Raw genomic sequence first — 17075 nt, forward strand, 5'->3', positions numbered from 1 at the left:
GGGGCCTTCGACCTGGCGTATCTGTGCTGCCTGCCGAACATGACCGTGATGGCGGCGGCCGACGAGGCCGAGCTGGTGCACATGGTGGCGACGGCGCACGCGCACGATTCGGGCCCGATCGCGCTGCGCTACCCGCGCGGCGAGGGCGTGGGCGTCGAGCTGCCGGAGCGGGGCGAGGCTCTGGCGATCGGCAAGGGCCGGATGGTGCGCCAGGACGCAGAGGCGCGGGTGGCGATCCTGTCGCTCGGCACGCGCCTGTCCGAGGCTTTGAAGGCGGCCGATACGCTGTCGGATCAGGGCGTTGCGGTGACGGTGGCGGATGCGCGCTTTGCCAAGCCGCTGGACGAGGCGCTGATCCTGGATCTGGCGCAGAGCCACGAGGTCCTGATCACCATCGAGGAGGGCTCGCGCGGCGGGTTCGGCGCGATGGTGCTGCACCTGCTGTCGGAGCGGGGCGCGCTGGATGCGGGCCGGGTCCGGGTTCGGACGCTGACGCTGCCGGACCTGTACCAGGACCACGACAGCCCGGAGAAGATGTACGCCGAGGCCGGCCTCGACGCCGCCACCATCGTCAAGACCGCGCTGGCGACCCTGCCGGAGCGCAAGGAAGGCCGCTCGCGCCTGCGCCTGGCCTGATCCCGGCGCGAGCGGGCGGGGGACGCGGGTCCGCGCCTCGCTTGCCGCCCGGACGGTTCGATGACACAAGCGCGGCGCGGCGGGGTCCCCCGCCCGCGCCGGCATTCCGCAACGCTTTGAACATGTGATGGTAGAGGCCACTTCCTCCGGCCCGTCCGAGGTCGGCCCCGTGCTGATCACCGGCGCGAGCGGGTTCCTCGGTTCAGCCCTGGTCGACGTGTTCCGCCGGGCCGGCTTCCCGGTGCGCATCCTCGTGCGCGCCTCGAGCCCGCGCCGGAACCTGACCTGGACCGACGTCGAGATCGCCGAGGGCGACATGCGCGACCCGGCGGCCGTGGCCGCCGCCATGCGCGGCCAGCGCTACCTGATCCACGCCGCCGCCGATTACCGGCTCTGGGCGCCGGATATGGAAGAGATCGTCCGCACCAACCGCGACGGCACCCGCCTGATGATGCGCGCGGCCCTCGATGCGCAAGTCGAGCGGGTGGTCTACACGTCGAGCGTCGCCACCATCAAACCGCCGGCTGACGGGGTCACCCCCTCCGACGAGACCATGCCGCTGACGCCTGAGACCGCCATCGGCGCCTACAAGCGCAGCAAGGTCGTGGCCGAGCGCGTGGTGGAGGAGATGATCGCCCGGGACGGCTTGCCGGCGGTGATCGTCAACCCATCGACGCCGATCGGTCCCCGGGACGTCAAGCCGACGCCGACCGGCCGGATCATCCAGGAGGCGGCGCTCGGCAAGATGCCGGCCTTCGTCGATACCGGGCTCAACCTCGCCCATGTCGACGACGTCGCCCAGGGCCACCTGCTCGCTCTGCGCAAGGGCCGGATTGGTGAGCGCTACATCCTCGGCGGCGAGGACGTGTTCCTGTCGCAGATGCTCGCCGACATCGCCGGCATGGTCGGCCGCAAGCCCCCGACCGTGAACCTGCCGCGGGCCGCGGTCTACCCGGTGGCGTTCTTCGCCCAGCTCGCCGCCCGGGTCACCGGCCGCCAGCCGTTTGCCACCATCGACGGCATCCGCATGTCCCGCTACCGGATGTTCTTCTCCGACAAGAAGGCCCGGGCGGAGCTGGGCTATACGGCGCGGCCCTATCGCGAGGGCCTGTCCGACGCGATCACGTGGTTCCGCCAGGCCGGGTATCTCGGATGAGCCAGCTCGACACCGCGACCGCGGCGCGCTCCGGCAAGGGCCACCGCGACGAGAACTTTCCGGTCGCCTCGCACCTGATCCACCCGCGCCGCCGCGGCGCGATCCTGGCCTTCTACAATTTCGTCCGCGCCGGCGACGACGTGGCCGACCACGCGGACCTTACGTCCGAGCGCAAGCTCGCGCTGCTCGACCGGCTGGCCGATGCGCTCACCGGCGCCGGCCCGTCCGACCCCGAGGCGGAGCCGCTCAAGCGCGAGCTCGCCGCACGGGGCCTGCCGCCCCGCCATGCGTTGGAATTGCTCGACGCGTTCCGGATGGACGCGCGCAAGAACCGCACGGCCAACTGGGACGAGCTGATCCATTATTGCCGCTACTCGGCGATGCCGGTCGGGCGCTTCGTGCTCGACGTGCACGGCGAGGACCCGGCCCGGGTCTGGCCGGCCTCCGACGCGATCTGCGCGGCGCTCCAGATCATCAACCACCTTCAGGATTGCGGCAAGGATTACGCCGACCTCGACCGGGTCTACCTCCCGCAGGACGCCCTCGACCGGCACGGCGCTACGGTGGCGATGCTGGGGGCGCCGCAGGCGAGCCCGCCTCTCCGGGCGGTGATCGCCGAGCTGGCGCAGCGCTGCCTCGACCTGCTCGAGGAGGGCGCCGTCCTGCCGGACCTGATCGACGATCTGCGGCTCTCCCTGGAGATCGCCGCGATCCACCGCCTCGCCGTGGTGCTCGCCAAGGGGCTGACCACGCGCGATCCGCTCTCGGAAAAAGTCCATCACGGCAAGGCCGCCTTCGCGCTCACCGCGCTCGGCGGCGTCGCCGCCACCCTGGCGCGCCGGCCCTTCCGGGGCCGGATCGTGCGGGGCGCGGCTCAGGGAATCCGCTCGTGAGCGCCACCGCGACCACCGCCCCCGCCGAGGATTCCGCCGCCCCGGCCCTGCCGGCCGCCGGTTCCTCGTTCTACACGGCCATGCGCCTGCTCCCGAAGGAGCGGCGCGAGGCGATGTATGCCGTCTACGCCTTCTGCCGCGCCGTCGACGACGTCGCCGACGATGGCGGCCCCCGGGCGGTGCGCCAGGTCGAGCTCGACCGCTGGCGCGCCGACATCGACGCGCTCTATGCCGGCCGGCCGGCGCCGCGGGTGCGCGACCTCGTCGAGCCCGTGCGCCGCTACGACCTCAAGCGCGAGGATTTCCAGGCCGTCATCGACGGCATGGCCATGGATGCGGTCGAGGACATCGTCGCCCCCGACGCCGAGACCCTGGACCTCTACTGCGACCGGGTCGCGAGCGCGGTCGGGCGGCTGTCGGTGCGGATCTTCGGCATGCCGGAGGCGGACGGGATCCGGCTCGCCTGGCACCAGGGCCGGGCGCTCCAGCTCACCAACATCCTCCGGGACATCGACGAGGATGCCGAGCGCGGGCGCCTCTACCTGCCCCGGGAGAAGCTGGCCGCCATCGGCCTGACCGATCCGACCCCCATGGAGGCGATCAGCCATCCGCGCATCGGCGAGGTCTGCCTGTCGGTGGCCCGGGAGGCCGAGGAGCATTACCAGGCGACCTGGGAGATCATCCGGCGCAGCCCGCGCAAGGCGACCAAGGCCGCTCGGCTGATGGCCGCGGCCTACCACCTCTACCTCAAGGCGGTGATCGCGCGCGGCTGGGCGATGCCCCGTGCCCGGGTGAAGCCCGGCAAGCTCGCGTTGCTCGCCGTCGTCCTCCGGCATGGCCTGATCTGATGGGACGCATCCACGTCGTCGGCGCCGGCCTGGCCGGCCTCTCCGCGGCCGTCGCGCTGGCTGAGACCGGCGCCCAGGTGGTGCTGCACGAGGCCGCCAAGCAGGCCGGCGGGCGCTGCCGCTCCTATTACGATCCGGCCCTCGGGCTGACCATCGACAACGGCAACCACCTGCTGCTGTCGGGCAATGCCGACGCGCTGGGCTTCCTCAAGACCGTCGGCGCCCCCGCCGACGCGCTCGTCGGCCCCGACGAGGCGGCGTTCGACTTCGCCGACCTGAAGACCGGCGAGACCTGGCGCCTGCGCCCCAATGCCGGGCGGCTGCCTTGGTGGGTGATGAGCCCGTCGCGGCGCGTCCCCGGCACCCGGGCCCGGGACTATCTCGCCCCGCTCGGGATCCTGCGCGCGGCCTCCGGCAAGCCGGAGGGTGCGGGCGGCACGATCGGCGAGAGCATGGCCTGCGAGGGCGATCTCTACGCCCGGCTCTGGCACCCGGTCCTGCTGGCCGCGCTCAACACCGAGCCGCGGGACAGCGATGTCGGGCTGGCCGCCCGGATCCTACGCGAGACCCTGGGTGCCGGCGGCAAGGCCTGCCGCCCGCTGGTGGCGGTCGAGGGCCTGTCCTACGCCTTCGTGGACCCGGCCCTGCGCTACCTGACCGCCTGGGGCTGCGAGATCCGCGTCGGCCGGCGCCTCCGCGGCCTCGAGGGGACAGACGGCCGCGTCGGGCAGCTCCTGTTCTCCGACGGCCCGGAGCCGATCGGCCCCGAGGACGGAATCGTGCTCGCGCTGCCGCCCTGGGTCGCCCGGGAGGTGTTGCCCGGTCTCCTCGCCCCGGTGGAATTCCGCTCCATCGTGAACGCGCATTTCGCCCTGGCGCCGAAGCCCGGCAGCCCGCTCGTTCTCGGCGTCGTAAACGCCCTCACGGAGTGGCTTTTCGCCTATCCGGACCGGTACTCGGTCACGATTAGCGGTGCAGACCGGCTCCTCGACGTGCCCCGGGAAGACCTGGCCCGCCAGATCTGGGGGGAGATCGCACAGTTGTGCAGTCTTGCCCCGGAACTGCCCAGCTGGCAGATCGTAAAGGAGAAGCGTGCGACCTTCGCGGCGACGCCGGCCGAGGCCGCGCGTCGTTCGGGGGCCGAAACCGCCTACGAAAATCTCGTCCTGGCAGGCGATTGGACCGCCACCGGTCTGCCATCGACGATCGAGGGAGCGATCCGCTCGGGCAAGACGGCCGCGCGTGCGCTGCGTCACGGATCCTCCGTGCGCGCCGGGCTACGCGCGCCGGTATCAGGCGCATTGGGCGCCGCTTGAGGCATGGCGGCCGCGTCGCAGCGGCCGTTCGAGGCGAGGACCATGAGAGAGGCCGTAAGCAAGGTCGAGCCGCTTCAGCGCTCGAAGACCCAGGGGATCTCGCTCGACGACGTCGAGCGCGGCGTGGCGCAGGCGACGCGCTCGCTGATCAACCTGGCGCATGACGACGGGCATATCTGCTTCGAGCTCGAGGCGGATGCCACGATTCCGTCCGAATACGTCCTGTTCCACCATTTCCGCGGCACGCCGGTTCCCGACGGCCTCGAGGCCAAGATCGGCAATTACCTGCGCCGCACCCAAGGCCGGCACGGCGGCTGGGCCCTCGTCCACGAGGGTCCGTTCGACATGAGCTGCACGGTCAAGGCGTATTTCGCCCTCAAGATGATCGGCGAGGATATCGAGGCGCCGTATATGCGCCGGGCCCGTGAGGCGATCCTGTCCCGCGGCGGCGCCGCCAACGCCAACGTCTTCACCCGCTTCATGCTGGCCCTCTACGGCGAGGTGCCCTGGCGCGCCGTGCCGGTGATGCCCGTGGAGGTGATGTTTCTGCCGAAGTGGTTCCCGTTCCACCTCGACAAGATCAGCTACTGGGCCCGCACCACCGTAGTGCCGCTGTTCGTGCTCCAGGCGACCAAGCCGCGCGCCCGCAACCCGCGCGGGATCAGCGTCCAGGAGCTGTTCATCACCCCGCCCGAGAGCGTCCGCACCTGGCCGGGCTCGCCGCACGCCACCTGGCCGTGGACGCCGATCTTCGGCTTCATCGACCGGATGCTGCAGCTGGTCGAGGACCGCCTGCCGCGCAAGAGCCGCCAGCGGGCCATGGAGAAGGCCCGCGCCTGGGTCAGCGAGCGCCTGAACGGCGAGGATGGACTGGGCGCGATCTTCCCCGCCATGGTCAACTCGGTGCTGATGTACGAGGTGATGGGCTACCGGCCCGATCACCCGCAGGTGCGCGTGGCCTGCGACGCCATCGAGAAGCTCGTGGTCGAGAAGGCCGACGAGGCCTACGTCCAGCCCTGCGTCTCGCCGGTCTGGGATACGGCGCTCGCCAGCCACGCCCTGCTCGAGGCCGGCGGCCCCGAGGCCGAGGCCCAGGCCCGCGCCGGCCTCGACTGGTTGAAGCCCCGCCAGGTGCTCGACATCGTCGGCGATTGGGCGGCACGCAAGCCGAAGGTCCGCCCGGGCGGCTGGGCGTTCCAGTACGCCAACCCCCATTATCCCGACCTCGACGACACCGCCGTGGTGGTGATGGCGATGGACCGGGCCATGCGCCAGCACGGGCTGGTCGCCGGCATGCCGGACTACAAGGCCTCGATCGCCCGCGCGCGGGAATGGGTCGAGGGCCTGCAGTCGGAGGATGGCGGCTGGGCGGCGTTCGATGCCGACAACAACCACATGTACCTCAACCACATCCCGTTCTCGGACCACGGCGCGCTCCTCGACCCGCCGACCGCGGACGTGACCGCCCGCGTGGTCGGGATGCTGGCGCAGCTCGGCGAGACCCGGGAGACCTCCCGGGCGCTCGATCGCGGCGTGAACTACCTGCTGAACGACCAGGAGGAGGACGGCTCCTGGTACGGCCGCTGGGGCATGAACTTCATCTACGGCACCTGGTCGGTGCTGTGCGCCCTGAACGCCGCCGGGGTCGATTCCGCCGATCCGCGGATCCAGCGGGCGGTGTCGTGGCTGATCCGCATCCAGAACCCGGATGGCGGCTGGGGCGAGGACGCCTCCTCGTACAAGATCGACCCAGCCTTCGAGGCGGGCTCGTCCACGGCCTCGCAGACCGCCTGGGCGTTGCTCGCCCTGATGGCGGCCGGCGCGGTCGACGACCCGGCCGTGACCCGCGGGATCAACTTCCTGACCCGCACGCAGGGGGCGGACGGGTTCTGGAACGAGGAGCGCTACACCGCCACCGGCTTCCCGCGGGTGTTCTACCTGCGGTACCATGGCTACCCGAAGTTCTTCCCGCTCTGGGCGATGGCCCGCTATCGCAACCTCAAGCGCACCAACAGCCGCCGCGTCCAGTTCGGCATGTGACGCGCCCGGCGCCGGCCCCCGGGCCGGCGCCACCGTTCGGGACGACGCCGGAGCGGATCGCAACCTCCTCCCGCCCGCGAACCCCGGTATCCCGCACGTGGCCACCTCCGACGACGATCCCGCGGCGCCGGCCCCCCGGCGCTCGCGGCTCCTTGCGGAGCTCGCCGGACTGGTCCACCAGCGCGCCATGATCGATCCCGCCGCCCCCGTCCTCGCCGTCACCGGTCTCGCCCGCGAGCGCCGTCTCGCGGCCGGGGAGGGAGTCGAGGCGGTCGGCGCCGGTGGCAACCCGCACCGCCTCCGTCAGCTCCTCGACGCCCGCCCGCAGCCCGGCTGCCGGGCGGTGATCAGCTTCGGCATCGCGGGCGGTCTCGACCCGTCCCTGAAACCCGGCGACGTGGTGGTCGGGACGGGAATCGTCGGCGAGGAAGGCCGGCGCGCCGCCGATCTCGACCTCTCGGCCACCCTTCTCAACGCCCTTGCGGGGATCGGCCCCCGGGTGATCCCCGCCGACCTCGCAGGCGTCGACACCGCGATCCTCGGTATCGACGGCAAGGCGGAGCTGCGCGCTCAGACCGGCGCCGCCGCCGTCGACATGGAATCCCACGTGGCCGCCGCCTTCGCGGGCCGCCACGGCCTACCCTTCGCGGCCCTGCGGGTGATCTGCGACCCCGCCAACCAGGCGCTCCCGGCCTTCGCGGCCCAGGCGCTCACCCCGGACGGCGAGCCCGATATCGCCGCGGTGTTCTTCGCCTTCGCCCGGGGCAGGGCGCGGCTGGGCGACCTGATGCGGCTGGCTCGCGACTCCAACGCCGCCTTCGCGTCGTTGGGGAAGTGCCGAACGCGGTTGGGGAAGGGGCTCGGGATCCCGACGCCGTCGCAACCGGTGTCCGGCTGACAGATCAGCAATCACGCGCGCCCTCTCCGAACAAGGGCCCCCGGGGGCGCTCGGCGCGCGACGACAATGCAAAACTGGAGGCCCGGAGAAGACATCCGGCTCCGCGGCAAGCCTGACGTCTGAACGAAAAAAGACGCCGACCTCTTCGGCCGGCGTCTGTCAGGCGGATGCGTCGCCCGGCGCGGGAGACCTGAATCCTGCGCCGGGTGGGAACCGGCCTCAGCCGGCGTTCTTGCTCAGTGACACCGCCACGAAGCGGGTCTGGCCCTTGCCGCTCTTGACCCGCATCAGCACGGCCTTGCGGCCGCTCGACTCCGCCGCGCGGATCTGCGCCGCGACGTCGGCCGGGCGGGACACGCTCTGGCCGCCGACATCGAGGATCACGTCGCCGGCCTCGATACCCTTGGCGGCGGCCGGGCCGTCCGGATCGACCTGGACCACGGCGACGCCCTGCTCGGACAGGCCGACATCGGCGGCCGGCGCGAGGTTCAGGCCGAGCCGCGGCTGGCCGTTGCCCGAATCGTCCTCGCGGCTGGCGACCTTGGTGCCGTCGGTCGGCATGGCGCCGAGCGTCACCGTCGCCGTGTCGGCCTTGCCGCCGCGCAGGTAGCCCAGCTCGACCTTGGCGCCGGGCTTCATGCTGGCGATCCGGCGCGACAGCTCGCGGGCGCTGTCCACCGTGTCGCCGTTGACCTTCTCGATCACGTCGCCGGCCTTCAGGCCGGCCTTGGCCGCCGGGGTGCCGCTCTCGGCATGATCCACCAGGGCGCCCTTCGCCTTGTCGAGACCGAGCCCCTCGGCGATGTCCTGCGTCACCGGCTGGATCTGGACGCCGAGATAGCCGCGGGCGACCTTGCCGTCGGTGCGGAGCTGGTCGACCACCGCCTGCACGGTCTCGGCCGGGATCGCGAAGGCAAGGCCGACGCTGCCGCCGGACGGCGACGCGATGGCGGTGTTCACGCCGACCACCTCGCCGTTGACGTTGAAGGTCGGGCCGCCGGAATTGCCCTTGTTGATCGGGGCGTCGATCTGCAGGAAGTCGTCGTACGGGCCGGCGCCGATGTCGCGGCCGCGGGCCGAGACGATGCCGGCCGTGACGGTGCCGCCGAGGCCGAACGGGTTGCCGATCGCCACCACCCAGTCACCGACCTGCGGGGCGGTCTTGCCGAACTGGACGTAGGGGAAGTTCGAGCCCTCGTTGATCTTCAGGAGCGCGACGTCGGTCTTGGCATCCTTGCCGATGACCTTGGCGTCGAGGGTGCGGCCGTCGTCGAGGGTCACCTGCACGGTCTTGGCATGGTCGACCACGTGGTTGTTGGTCACCACGTAACCGTCGGCCGAGATGATGAAGCCGGAGCCGACCGCGCCGCGCGAGCCCTGGCGCTGCTGCGGCTGCGCCGGCATGCCGCCCGGGCCGTTCTGGCCGAAGCGCCGGAAGAACTCGCGCAGCTGCGGCGGCACGTTCTGGAGGTTGCGGCCCTGGCTCGGCCCGTCATCGTCGTCGCTGCTCGCCGAATCGTCGAGCTTGACCTTCACCGAGACGACGCCCGGCTTCACCTTGTTGACGATGCCGGCGAAGGAGCCCGGCGGATGCTCCGGGGCCTCGATCGGGGTCTTGGGCAGGGCCTGGGCGAAGGCCGGGGTCACGGAGGGGAGGGTGCTGCCCAGGGCGCCGCCGGCGATCAGCGCGGCAGCTGCCACCGAGGCGAGGGCGCGGCGCGAGGTCCGGCCGGCGATCGGGTTTTGAGGACGGGTCTCGGTCATGGGGATCGCAACCTCTTGGAATGGATCGGGACGCCGCCGGGAACGCGGCGGTCGATGCGATCGGTCTAACGGGCGGCGCCTGACCCCGGCGTGGCGGTCAAATTACGGTTTGGACATGTGCGCCAGCTCCGCGAAGACGAGGTTGCCGTGTCCGGCTCCCGGAGGGCGGTCAGGCAAAGCCAAGTCTCGTTGGCGGCTCGGGAAGAGCCCGCGGCTTGTGCCGCCTGTCACCGGCGCTTCCGGAAACGTGCGATAGGGTCTGATCGATCCCGGCAGGCGGCCGTAACCTTCGGTCCTGTCGGTCGGCGCCGCGTGAGATGCGTGAGGGTGGGGCGATGAGGACGGTGTTTGCGGTTGCCATTCTGGTCGGATCGACCATCGGGGCGATGGCGGCTGATGGGTACGGGAATTATCGGAGCTACTTCGATGAAAAGCCCGCTGCCGGCGATCGGACCAAGCTGAAATCCACGAAGACGAAGCGCCATCCCATCGAAGACGTCGATACGCGGCGCTACGACGACGGCGTTGCGACGACGAACCCGGACAATCTGAAGTTGGGCTACAGGAACCGCGCCGGAATCTACGTGCCGCCCGACTATTCCACCCATCCGCGCGGCTCGGCCGGGGACGGCTTCGGCGGTTCGACCGCCGAATCGTATGGCAGCTTCAGCGCGCCCAATCCCTTCGTCGGCCCGCTCGGCACGCGCCGTTGAGGTCGGGTTTGGCCATCCAGCGGCTCAGTCCCACCACCGGCCTCATCCCGAGGAGCTGGCGCAAAAGCGTAGGCCTCGAAGGAGCCCTCCAGAAAGATCAACGATCCCTGGCGGTCTCCTTCAATGCCCGCTGTTGAGGGCGCTTCGGGATCGAAAGGTCGCGCAGGTTACGCGACGCGGCTTAAGGCGGCCGCGCCAGCGGCCTAATCCCCGCTGAGCCGGGCCAGCGCTTCCTCGATCTTCACGAGCCGCGCGGCTTCGGCCTCCCGGCGCTCGCGGTTCTCCTCGATGATCTCCTCGGGGGCGCGGGCGACGAAATCGGCGTTGCCGAGCTTGGCGTCGATCTTCTTGATCTCGCCCTGCGCCTTGCCCTGCTCCTTCTTCAGGCGCGCGACCTCGGCGGTGAGGTCGACGATGCCTTCGAGCGGCAGGGCCGCGACGCTGCCGCGCACGAGGAGCTGCACCGAGTTCTTCGGCGGCGTCTCCGAAAAGGTGATCTCCGAGAGCCGGGCCAGCCGCAGCAGCGTGTCCCGCCAGGCCTCGACCCGGGCGCGGACCTCGGGGGACGCCCCGACCATCACCAGGGGGATCTGCGCGGCGGCCGGGACGCTGGTCTCGGAACGGGCCGAGCGGACCTGGGTGACGAGATCGACCACGAAGCCGACCTCGGCCTCGGCGCCGGCATCCGCGAGCCCGGCCAGATCCGGCCAGGCCGCGAGGGTCAGGAGGCCGCGTTCGGGCAGCGCCGCGCCCTTGATCGCCCAGAGCTCCTCCGTGAGGAACGGCATGAACGGGTGCAGAAGCTTGGCGACCTGATCGATCAGGAACGCCACGGTCGTCTGGGTCTCGGCCCGCACGGTCGGATCCACGCCCTCGCCCTGGAGCACGGGCTTGGCCAGCTCGAGATACCAGTCGCAGAAGATGTTCCAGACGAACCGGTAGGCGGCGCTCGCCGCATCGTTGAACCGGTAGGCTTCGAGGGCCGCCGTCACCTCGCCCACGGCCCGGGCGGCCTCGGTGAGCGCCCAGCGGTTGATCGCCCCGGTGATCGCCCGCGGATCGTAGGCGGGATCGAGCTGGCAGCCGTTCAGCTCGGCGAAGCGGGCGGCGTTCCAGAGCTTGGTCGCGAAGTTGCGGTAGCCCTGGACCCGGTCGGTGGACAGCTTGATGTCGCGGCCCTGGACCGCGAGCGCGCAGAGGGTGAAGCGCAGGGCATCGGCCCCGACCTGATCGATCAGCTCGAGGGGATCGACGACGTTGCCCTTCGACTTCGACATCTTGGCGCCGGAGGCGTCGCGCACCAGCGTGTGCAGGTAGACCGTGTCGAACGGCGCCCGGTCGGTGAGGTGCAGGCCCATCATCATCATCCGGGCGACCCAGAAGAACAGGATGTCCTTGCCGGTCACCAGGGCGTTGGTCGGGTAGAAGCGGGCGAGTTCCGGGGTCGAATCCGGCCAGCCCAGGGTCGAGAACGGCCACAGTGCGGAGGAGAACCACGTGTCGAGGACGTCCTCGTCGCGGGTCAGGGGCACCGGCTTGCCGTGCTTCGCCGCGGCCAGGGCCAGCGCCTCGGCCTCGCTCTCGGCCACGAAGATCCCACCCTCGTCATCGTACCAGACCGGGATCTGGTGGCCCCACCAGAGCTGGCGCGAGATGCACCAGGGCTCGATATGGGTGAGCCACTGGAAGAAGATCTTCTCGTAGTTCTCGGGGACGAACTTGGTCTGGCCGTCGCGCACCGCCTGGAGCGCGCGCTCGGCCAGCGGCTTGACGTTCACGTACCATTGGTCGGTGAGATAGGGCTCGATGACCACGCCCGAGCGGTCGCCGTGCGGCACCGCATGGGTGTTCGGCTCGATGGCGCGCAGGCGCCCGCGCGCCTCCATCAGGGCGACGACCTCCTTGCGCGCCTGCGCCCGGTCGAGCCCGTGAAGCGCCAGGGCCTCGGGCTCGGGCGACGCGTCGGCCAGGAACGCCGCATTGCCGTCGAGCAGCATCCGGCCCTCGGGATCGAGGATGTTGATCACCCCGAGATTGCGCCGCCGGCCGACATCGAAGTCGTTGAAATCGTGGGCGGGCGTGATCTTGACCGCGCCGGTGCCCTTCTCGGGATCCGAATATTCGTCGGCGACGATCGGGATCAGGCGACCGACCAGGGGCAGGCGGACCTGCTTGCCGACGAGCGCCGTGTAGCGCGCATCCTCGGGATGGACCGCGATGCCGGTATCGCCCAGCATCGTCTCGGGCCGGGTGGTGGCGACCGTGATGATCGCGCCGGTCTCGGCCCCGGTCTCATCCACCACCGGATAGTCGAAGTGCCAGAGATGGCCCTTGGTCTCGATCTGCTGGACCTCGAGGTCCGAGATCGCGGTCTGGAACTTCGGATCCCAGTTCACCAGCCGCTTGTCGCGGTAGATCAGCCCCTGGCGGTGCAGATCCACGAAGGTCTTGAGCACGGCGCGGCTCAGGCCCTCGTCCATGGTGAAGCGCTCCCGCGACCAGTCGCAGGAGGCGCCGAGCCGCTTGAGCTGGTTGACGATCGCGCCGCCGGATTCGGCCTTCCAGGCCCAGACCTTCTCGACGAAGGCCGCCCGGCCGATCTCGCGGCGGCCGGGCTCCTGGCGCTCCATCATCCGGCGCTCGACCACCATCTGGGTGGCGATGCCGGCGTGGTCGGTGCCGGGCTGCCAGAGCACGTCCTTGCCGCGCATCCGCTCGAACCGGCACAGCACGTCCTGGAGCGTGTTGTTGAGCGCGTGGCCCATATGCAGCGAGCCCGTCACGTTCGGCGGCGGGATCACGATGCAGTAGGGCGGGGCGCCGGCGCGCTCGGGCCGGCCGGCGCGGAAGGCGTCCGCCTCAGCCCAGGCGGCGGAGATCCGCGCCTCGACGGAGGCGGGCTCGAAGGTCTTGTCCATCATCGCGGGTATGGGCCGGCGCTCGTCCAACAGGTTGGACCCGCTTTCGACCGTCAGGCCGCGTCCGTCAACACGCGCCCGGCACCGGGCAGACCCCCGGGCGGGCGGGCCGGCCGCTCAGCGGCCGCGCGAGACCCGCTCGATCTCGGCGCGCACCAGCCGCTCGACCACGGCCGGCAGGTTGTCGTCGAGCCAGGACTTGAGCATCGGCCGGAGCATCTCCTTGACCAGATCCTCGAGGGTGCGGGCGTTCTGGGTCAGGACCGTGTGGGCCAGCAGGTTGAAGGCGCCGTTGACGCTGGCGTCGGTTGCCGGCGAGATCAGGGTCTCGGCCTCAGGCTCCGGCCGCGGCGGGGCCTGGAAGACCGGCTCCGGCTGCGGCGGCGGGCTCGGCCGCGCGGGCGGGGGCTCCGGCGCGGGCTCCGGTTCGGCGAAGGCCTCGTCCCCGAAATCGATCGCGTCGAAATCGAGGGGCTCGGGCGTCGGCTCCGGCGGCGGCACGGCGCGGGGCCGCATCACCGGCTCGGCGACCTCGGCGAGGTCGAGCACGTCGTCCGGCTCCGGCGCGGGCGCGACCTCGGCGGGCTTGGCCGCCTGATCGTCCGCGATGATCCTCCGGATCGAGGCCAGGATCTCTTCCATCGAAGGCTCATGCGCCTTCTCGGCAGCCTTGTCCTGGAATTTCGAGTCCGGGATCTTGGGGCTCGCTGCACTCATCAACAGGCGCGCTCGGGCAGGGGATGTTCGGAAGATGACCCGATCGGGCCGCTCGTCAAACAGTATTCCATGCCAATTCGTCGCGGCAAGCGCGCCTGCAACACACTCCCCGTGGAAAAGACCTCAGCGCCCGTCCGGGGTGCGCAGGCCGAACCACAGATCCTTGACCTGGTCGTAGTGGATCTTGGCGCTGTAGTACTCCACCGGCAGGGCGGTGAAGCGGGCGGTGAGCTGCCCGATCGACTGGACCACGCCGTAGGAGAAGATCACCCGGTCGCGCTGGGCCAGGATGAGGTTCACCCGCGAGTTCAGCAATTCCTGCTGCGCGTTGAGCACGTCCAGGGTGGTGCGCTGGCCGACGCGGGCCTCCTCGCGCACGCCGTTCAGCGCCACCTCGTTGGCCTGGACCTGGGCCTGGGCCGCGATGACCTGCGCCTTGGCGGCCTCGAGCCGGCCCCAGAAATCGACGATCTGCGCCCGGACCTGGTCGCGGACCTGATCGACCTGGATGCGGTACTGGCCGACCGTCTCCTTGGCCTGACGGATCTGCGCGTAGGTCTGGCCGCCCTCGTAGATCGGGATGTTGAGCCGGCCGCCGACGAACCCGACGAAGAAGCTCTGGTTCGGCCCGTTCTGGTCGTAGAGCTGGCTGAGCGAGCCCTGCAGGCTGAGCGACGGCGCGAGTTGGCCTTCCAGGATCTTGACCTGGGCCTCGGCCCCGTCGACCGCGTGGATCGCCGAGACGACCTGCGGATGCTCGCGCAGGCCGATGGCGATCGCCGCGTCGAGGCTGACCGGGACGTAGCGGTCCAGGGGCCGGCCCGGGGCCAGCTGGCGCGGCTCGACGCCGATATTCTGGCGGTAGACGCCGATGCTGGTGCGCAGGGTCGATTCCGCGGCGCTGACCTGGGAGCGCGCGCCGGCGAGCCGGGCTTCCGCCTGGGCGACGTCGGTGCGGGTCACCTCGCCGACGTTGAAGCGGTCGCGCGTCTGGCGCAGCTGCTCCTCCAGAACCTCGACGTTGTTCCGGTTGAGCTCCAGCGTCGCCGTGTTGCTGAGCACGTTCATATACGCCTGGACGGCGTTGTAGAGCACCGTGATCTCGGTGAACCGCAGGGTCTCGCGCTGGCTGTAGACGGTGGATTCGGCCCGACGGACGGAATTGTCGGTCTGGAAGCCGTTGAAGATGGTCTGCGAGACGGTGAGGCTCGCGCTGCTGGGCAGGTAGGTGGTGCGCGTCGTCCGGTTCGACGTGACGACCTGGGAGGTCACGTCGTTGGTCGTGGTCGCGCCGCCGGCCGCCTGACCGGCGGTGTTCGAGGCCAGGCCGCCCGCCGAGGTGCCGGTGTTGCCGAGCCCGCCCGCGGCGGTGCCCGTCCCGATCCCGGTCGTGGCGCCGGCGGCCGCGCCGCCGAGGCCCGAGGCTCCTGCGGAGCCCGCGGTTCCGCCGCCGGTGGTTCCCGTGCTGGCCGTGCTCGCACCTGTGCTGGTCGCCCCGGCGGCCGCGGAAACGGAGCTGCCGCTGCGGGTCTGGAGATACTGCACGCCGATCGAGGCGCCGACATTGACCTGCGGCCGGTAGCCCGACTGCGCGATGGCGACGTTCTCGTCGACCGCGCGGACGCCGGCGCGGCCGGCGTTCAGAGACGGGTTGCCCTGGTAAGCCTTGGCGAGAGCGCTCTCCAATGTCTCGGCAATAGAAGGATTCGTCGCAAAAATCGCGAGTCCGGACGCTATTCCGATGATTCGGAGCGCGGGGCAACTCGCTGGTGGACGTATTGTCACGATAACAAGCCCTTGCGGTCTCTTAACGGTCCGGATGTCCGCCACGAAAACGGCCAAGGTACGGCGTTACGCAGGGATCCGATCAAGCCCGCCCCACCGTCACGCTTAGCGCAAAACCGCCGGTTTGGCTCGGGCTTGCCTGGCGCTGGCGTCGAAATGTGGCGCGTTGGGGCATTAAGGTGACACATGGCGGGCCGGCCCGGGGGCGCACTCGCCACGGCGCTACGGCCGGCATCGCGAACGGCCGTTTCGCCCATGTTTCGAACGGGTTGGCGCTGCTCGGATTGTGCCGAGCCAAGGGGAAGAAGACCCGTGCCGCCCGACCCGCGGCACGTCTTCCGCGGGCGCGTTCCGGCTGGCATGGGCGAGGTCTGCCCCGTTTGCGCTGTCGTCGACACGGTCTCGATGTGTCGAGCCGTCCAACGCTGCGGTGAATCAGGCTTAAGCCGCCTATTTGCCCCGGCAATCTCAGTCTTTGGAGGGCTGACGATACCGCTTTCGGTCCGGTCGTCCCGCGCCGTCGCGCAGAAGCCAAGGCATCGTGCAGCTTCAGGCCACGCCTGCCGCAAGACCGCTTCGCGACGCCCTTATGGGCGAGAAGGGCGGGGCGCCATCGCAGCGCGGGGAATAGTCGGATCTCCGAAGATCAGGCCCCCGGGACGAAGGCCAGCCGCCTGCCGGTGCCGAACCCGGACGCCGCCATCGATCCGCTGACGGCTCAGTGCGTCCAGGGGGCCGTGCGGTTGAACTTGAAGTTGTCGGAGTAGGACAGGCCCTTGCGGGAGACCGGCTTGGCCGGCTGCTCGACCCGGTAGGCGATGCCTTCGCGCTTGGCGTAGGCCACCGCCTCCTCCTCCGTGTCGAACTCCAGACGGACCTGCTGCATCATGTCGGCCGACCCGTTCCAGCCCATCAGCGGATCGATCTCACGCGGGCTGGTCGGGTCGAATTCCAGGATCCACTGCTTGGTGCGGGCCATGCCCGACTGGGTGGCGTCCCGGGACGGGCGGAAGATGCGGGCGCTCGGCATCTGGTCTCGACAAGCTCCTGATCGAATGGTCGGGGCGATAGGATTCGAACCTACGACCCCCTGGTCCCAAACCAGGTGCGCTACCAGACTGCGCCACACCCCGACACCCCGTTACGGGCTCCGATCCCTAGCGTTTCGCCGGTTCGGGCGCAACGGGGCACCGGGCCACGGGGGCTATCCCACGCCGGGATTAACCGTCCCGCAGTCGTGGGCCGCTCAAAAATCCTTCGATCACTTGTCAGACAATTCAACGGCGGCTAAGGTCTTTATCGGGACGGCGAGGGCTGATTCTCGCACCGACGAACCGACTGCATATCCATTGGGGGGCGGTGGAGACGCGGCGCGGTGACCAGCGGTGGGG

The 17075-nt window shown here is 70.5% G+C and carries 13 protein-coding genes and 1 tRNA gene; 8 read left to right on the top strand and 6 right to left on the bottom strand.

Features of this window, described 5'->3' with window-relative positions; all coding sequences use genetic code 11:
* The 7 genes from LGR69_RS07050 to LGR69_RS07080 all read left to right on the top strand — a co-directional run.
* Positions 1 to 636: transketolase C-terminal domain-containing protein (locus LGR69_RS07050; protein WP_328505087.1), on the top strand; the 636-nt coding region annotated here is incomplete at its 5' end.
* A gap of 127 nt (positions 637 to 763) precedes the next feature.
* A complete protein-coding gene (gene hpnA / locus LGR69_RS07055; RefSeq protein ID WP_039902645.1) occupies positions 764 to 1792 on the top strand; it encodes a hopanoid-associated sugar epimerase in 1029 nt (342 codons plus the stop codon).
* Complete coding sequence (gene hpnC / locus LGR69_RS07060) at positions 1789 to 2685, top strand: squalene synthase HpnC (RefSeq protein ID WP_230365590.1); 897 nt, start codon at positions 1789 to 1791, stop codon at positions 2683 to 2685. The genes hpnA and hpnC overlap by 4 nt, the downstream gene beginning before the upstream one ends.
* On the top strand, positions 2682 to 3533 hold the full coding sequence (gene hpnD / locus LGR69_RS07065; RefSeq protein ID WP_091865085.1) for a presqualene diphosphate synthase HpnD: 852 nt from the start codon (positions 2682 to 2684) through the stop codon (positions 3531 to 3533). The genes hpnC and hpnD overlap by 4 nt, the downstream gene beginning before the upstream one ends.
* Complete coding sequence (gene hpnE / locus LGR69_RS07070; RefSeq protein ID WP_230365591.1) at positions 3533 to 4849, top strand: hydroxysqualene dehydroxylase HpnE; 1317 nt, start codon at positions 3533 to 3535, stop codon at positions 4847 to 4849. The genes hpnD and hpnE overlap by 1 nt, the downstream gene beginning before the upstream one ends.
* Before the next feature lie 42 nt (positions 4850 to 4891).
* Positions 4892 to 6889: a squalene--hopene cyclase gene (gene shc / locus LGR69_RS07075; protein WP_007561772.1), complete on the top strand. Its 1998-nt coding sequence runs from the start codon at positions 4892 to 4894 to the stop codon at positions 6887 to 6889.
* A 97-nt stretch (positions 6890 to 6986) separates the two neighbouring features.
* Positions 6987 to 7787, top strand: a complete 801-nt coding sequence (locus LGR69_RS07080) for a phosphorylase (RefSeq protein WP_230365592.1) — start codon at positions 6987 to 6989, stop codon at positions 7785 to 7787.
* A 219-nt stretch (positions 7788 to 8006) separates the two neighbouring features.
* Here LGR69_RS07080 and LGR69_RS07085 read toward each other — a convergent pair whose 3' ends face one another.
* Positions 8007 to 9551, bottom strand: coding sequence for a Do family serine endopeptidase (locus tag LGR69_RS07085; protein ID WP_007561776.1), 1545 nt, complete (start codon positions 9549 to 9551; stop codon positions 8007 to 8009).
* Positions 9552 to 9886: 335 nt separating this feature from the next.
* Between LGR69_RS07085 and LGR69_RS07090 the strand changes: the two genes are divergently transcribed.
* Complete coding sequence (locus tag LGR69_RS07090) at positions 9887 to 10264, top strand: hypothetical protein (RefSeq protein ID WP_230365593.1); 378 nt, start codon at positions 9887 to 9889, stop codon at positions 10262 to 10264.
* A 203-nt stretch (positions 10265 to 10467) separates the two neighbouring features.
* Here the strand turns inward: LGR69_RS07090 and LGR69_RS07095 are convergent, their stop codons facing one another.
* The 5 genes from LGR69_RS07095 to LGR69_RS07115 form a co-directional block, all read right to left on the bottom strand.
* Positions 10468 to 13185, bottom strand: coding sequence for a valine--tRNA ligase (locus LGR69_RS07095; RefSeq protein WP_230365594.1), 2718 nt, complete (start codon positions 13183 to 13185; stop codon positions 10468 to 10470).
* Positions 13186 to 13299: 114 nt separating this feature from the next.
* Positions 13300 to 13899, bottom strand: a complete 600-nt coding sequence (locus tag LGR69_RS07100) for a PopZ family protein (protein ID WP_230365595.1) — start codon at positions 13897 to 13899, stop codon at positions 13300 to 13302.
* A 123-nt stretch (positions 13900 to 14022) separates the two neighbouring features.
* Positions 14023 to 15585: a TolC family outer membrane protein gene (locus tag LGR69_RS07105; protein ID WP_268868441.1), complete on the bottom strand. Its 1563-nt coding sequence runs from the start codon at positions 15583 to 15585 to the stop codon at positions 14023 to 14025.
* Between the two features lie 817 nt (positions 15586 to 16402).
* Positions 16403 to 16714 carry an ETC complex I subunit gene (locus tag LGR69_RS07110; protein ID WP_007561800.1) on the bottom strand — a complete coding sequence of 104 codons (312 nt, stop codon included), beginning with the start codon at positions 16712 to 16714 and terminating at the stop codon, positions 16403 to 16405.
* Positions 16715 to 16740: 26 nt separating this feature from the next.
* Positions 16741 to 16817: transfer RNA gene (locus LGR69_RS07115), tRNA-Pro, on the bottom strand.
* Between the last annotated feature and the right edge of the window lie 258 nt (positions 16818 to 17075).

This window comes from Methylobacterium brachiatum, assembly GCF_020523825.1.
Lineage (GTDB): Bacteria > Pseudomonadota > Alphaproteobacteria > Rhizobiales > Beijerinckiaceae > Methylobacterium > Methylobacterium brachiatum.

Bases quoted from the DNA above. Each gene is read 5' to 3' on its own strand.
- hpnA (WP_039902645.1), top strand. From the start codon at position 764: ATGGTAGAGGCCACTTCCTCCGGCCCGTCCGAGGTCGGCCCCGTGCTG.
- hpnC (WP_230365590.1), top strand. From the start codon at position 1,789: ATGAGCCAGCTCGACACCGCGACCGCGGCGCGCTCCGGCAAGGGCCAC.
- hpnE (WP_230365591.1), top strand. From the start codon at position 3,533: ATGGGACGCATCCACGTCGTCGGCGCCGGCCTGGCCGGCCTCTCCGCG.
- shc (WP_007561772.1), top strand. From the start codon at position 4,892: ATGAGAGAGGCCGTAAGCAAGGTCGAGCCGCTTCAGCGCTCGAAGACC.
- LGR69_RS07085 (WP_007561776.1), bottom strand. From the start codon at position 9,551: ATGACCGAGACCCGTCCTCAAAACCCGATCGCCGGCCGGACCTCGCGC.
- LGR69_RS07090 (WP_230365593.1), top strand. From the start codon at position 9,887: ATGAGGACGGTGTTTGCGGTTGCCATTCTGGTCGGATCGACCATCGGG.
- LGR69_RS07095 (WP_230365594.1), bottom strand. From the start codon at position 13,185: ATGATGGACAAGACCTTCGAGCCCGCCTCCGTCGAGGCGCGGATCTCC.
- LGR69_RS07100 (WP_230365595.1), bottom strand. From the start codon at position 13,899: ATGAGTGCAGCGAGCCCCAAGATCCCGGACTCGAAATTCCAGGACAAG.
- LGR69_RS07110 (WP_007561800.1), bottom strand. From the start codon at position 16,714: ATGCCGAGCGCCCGCATCTTCCGCCCGTCCCGGGACGCCACCCAGTCG.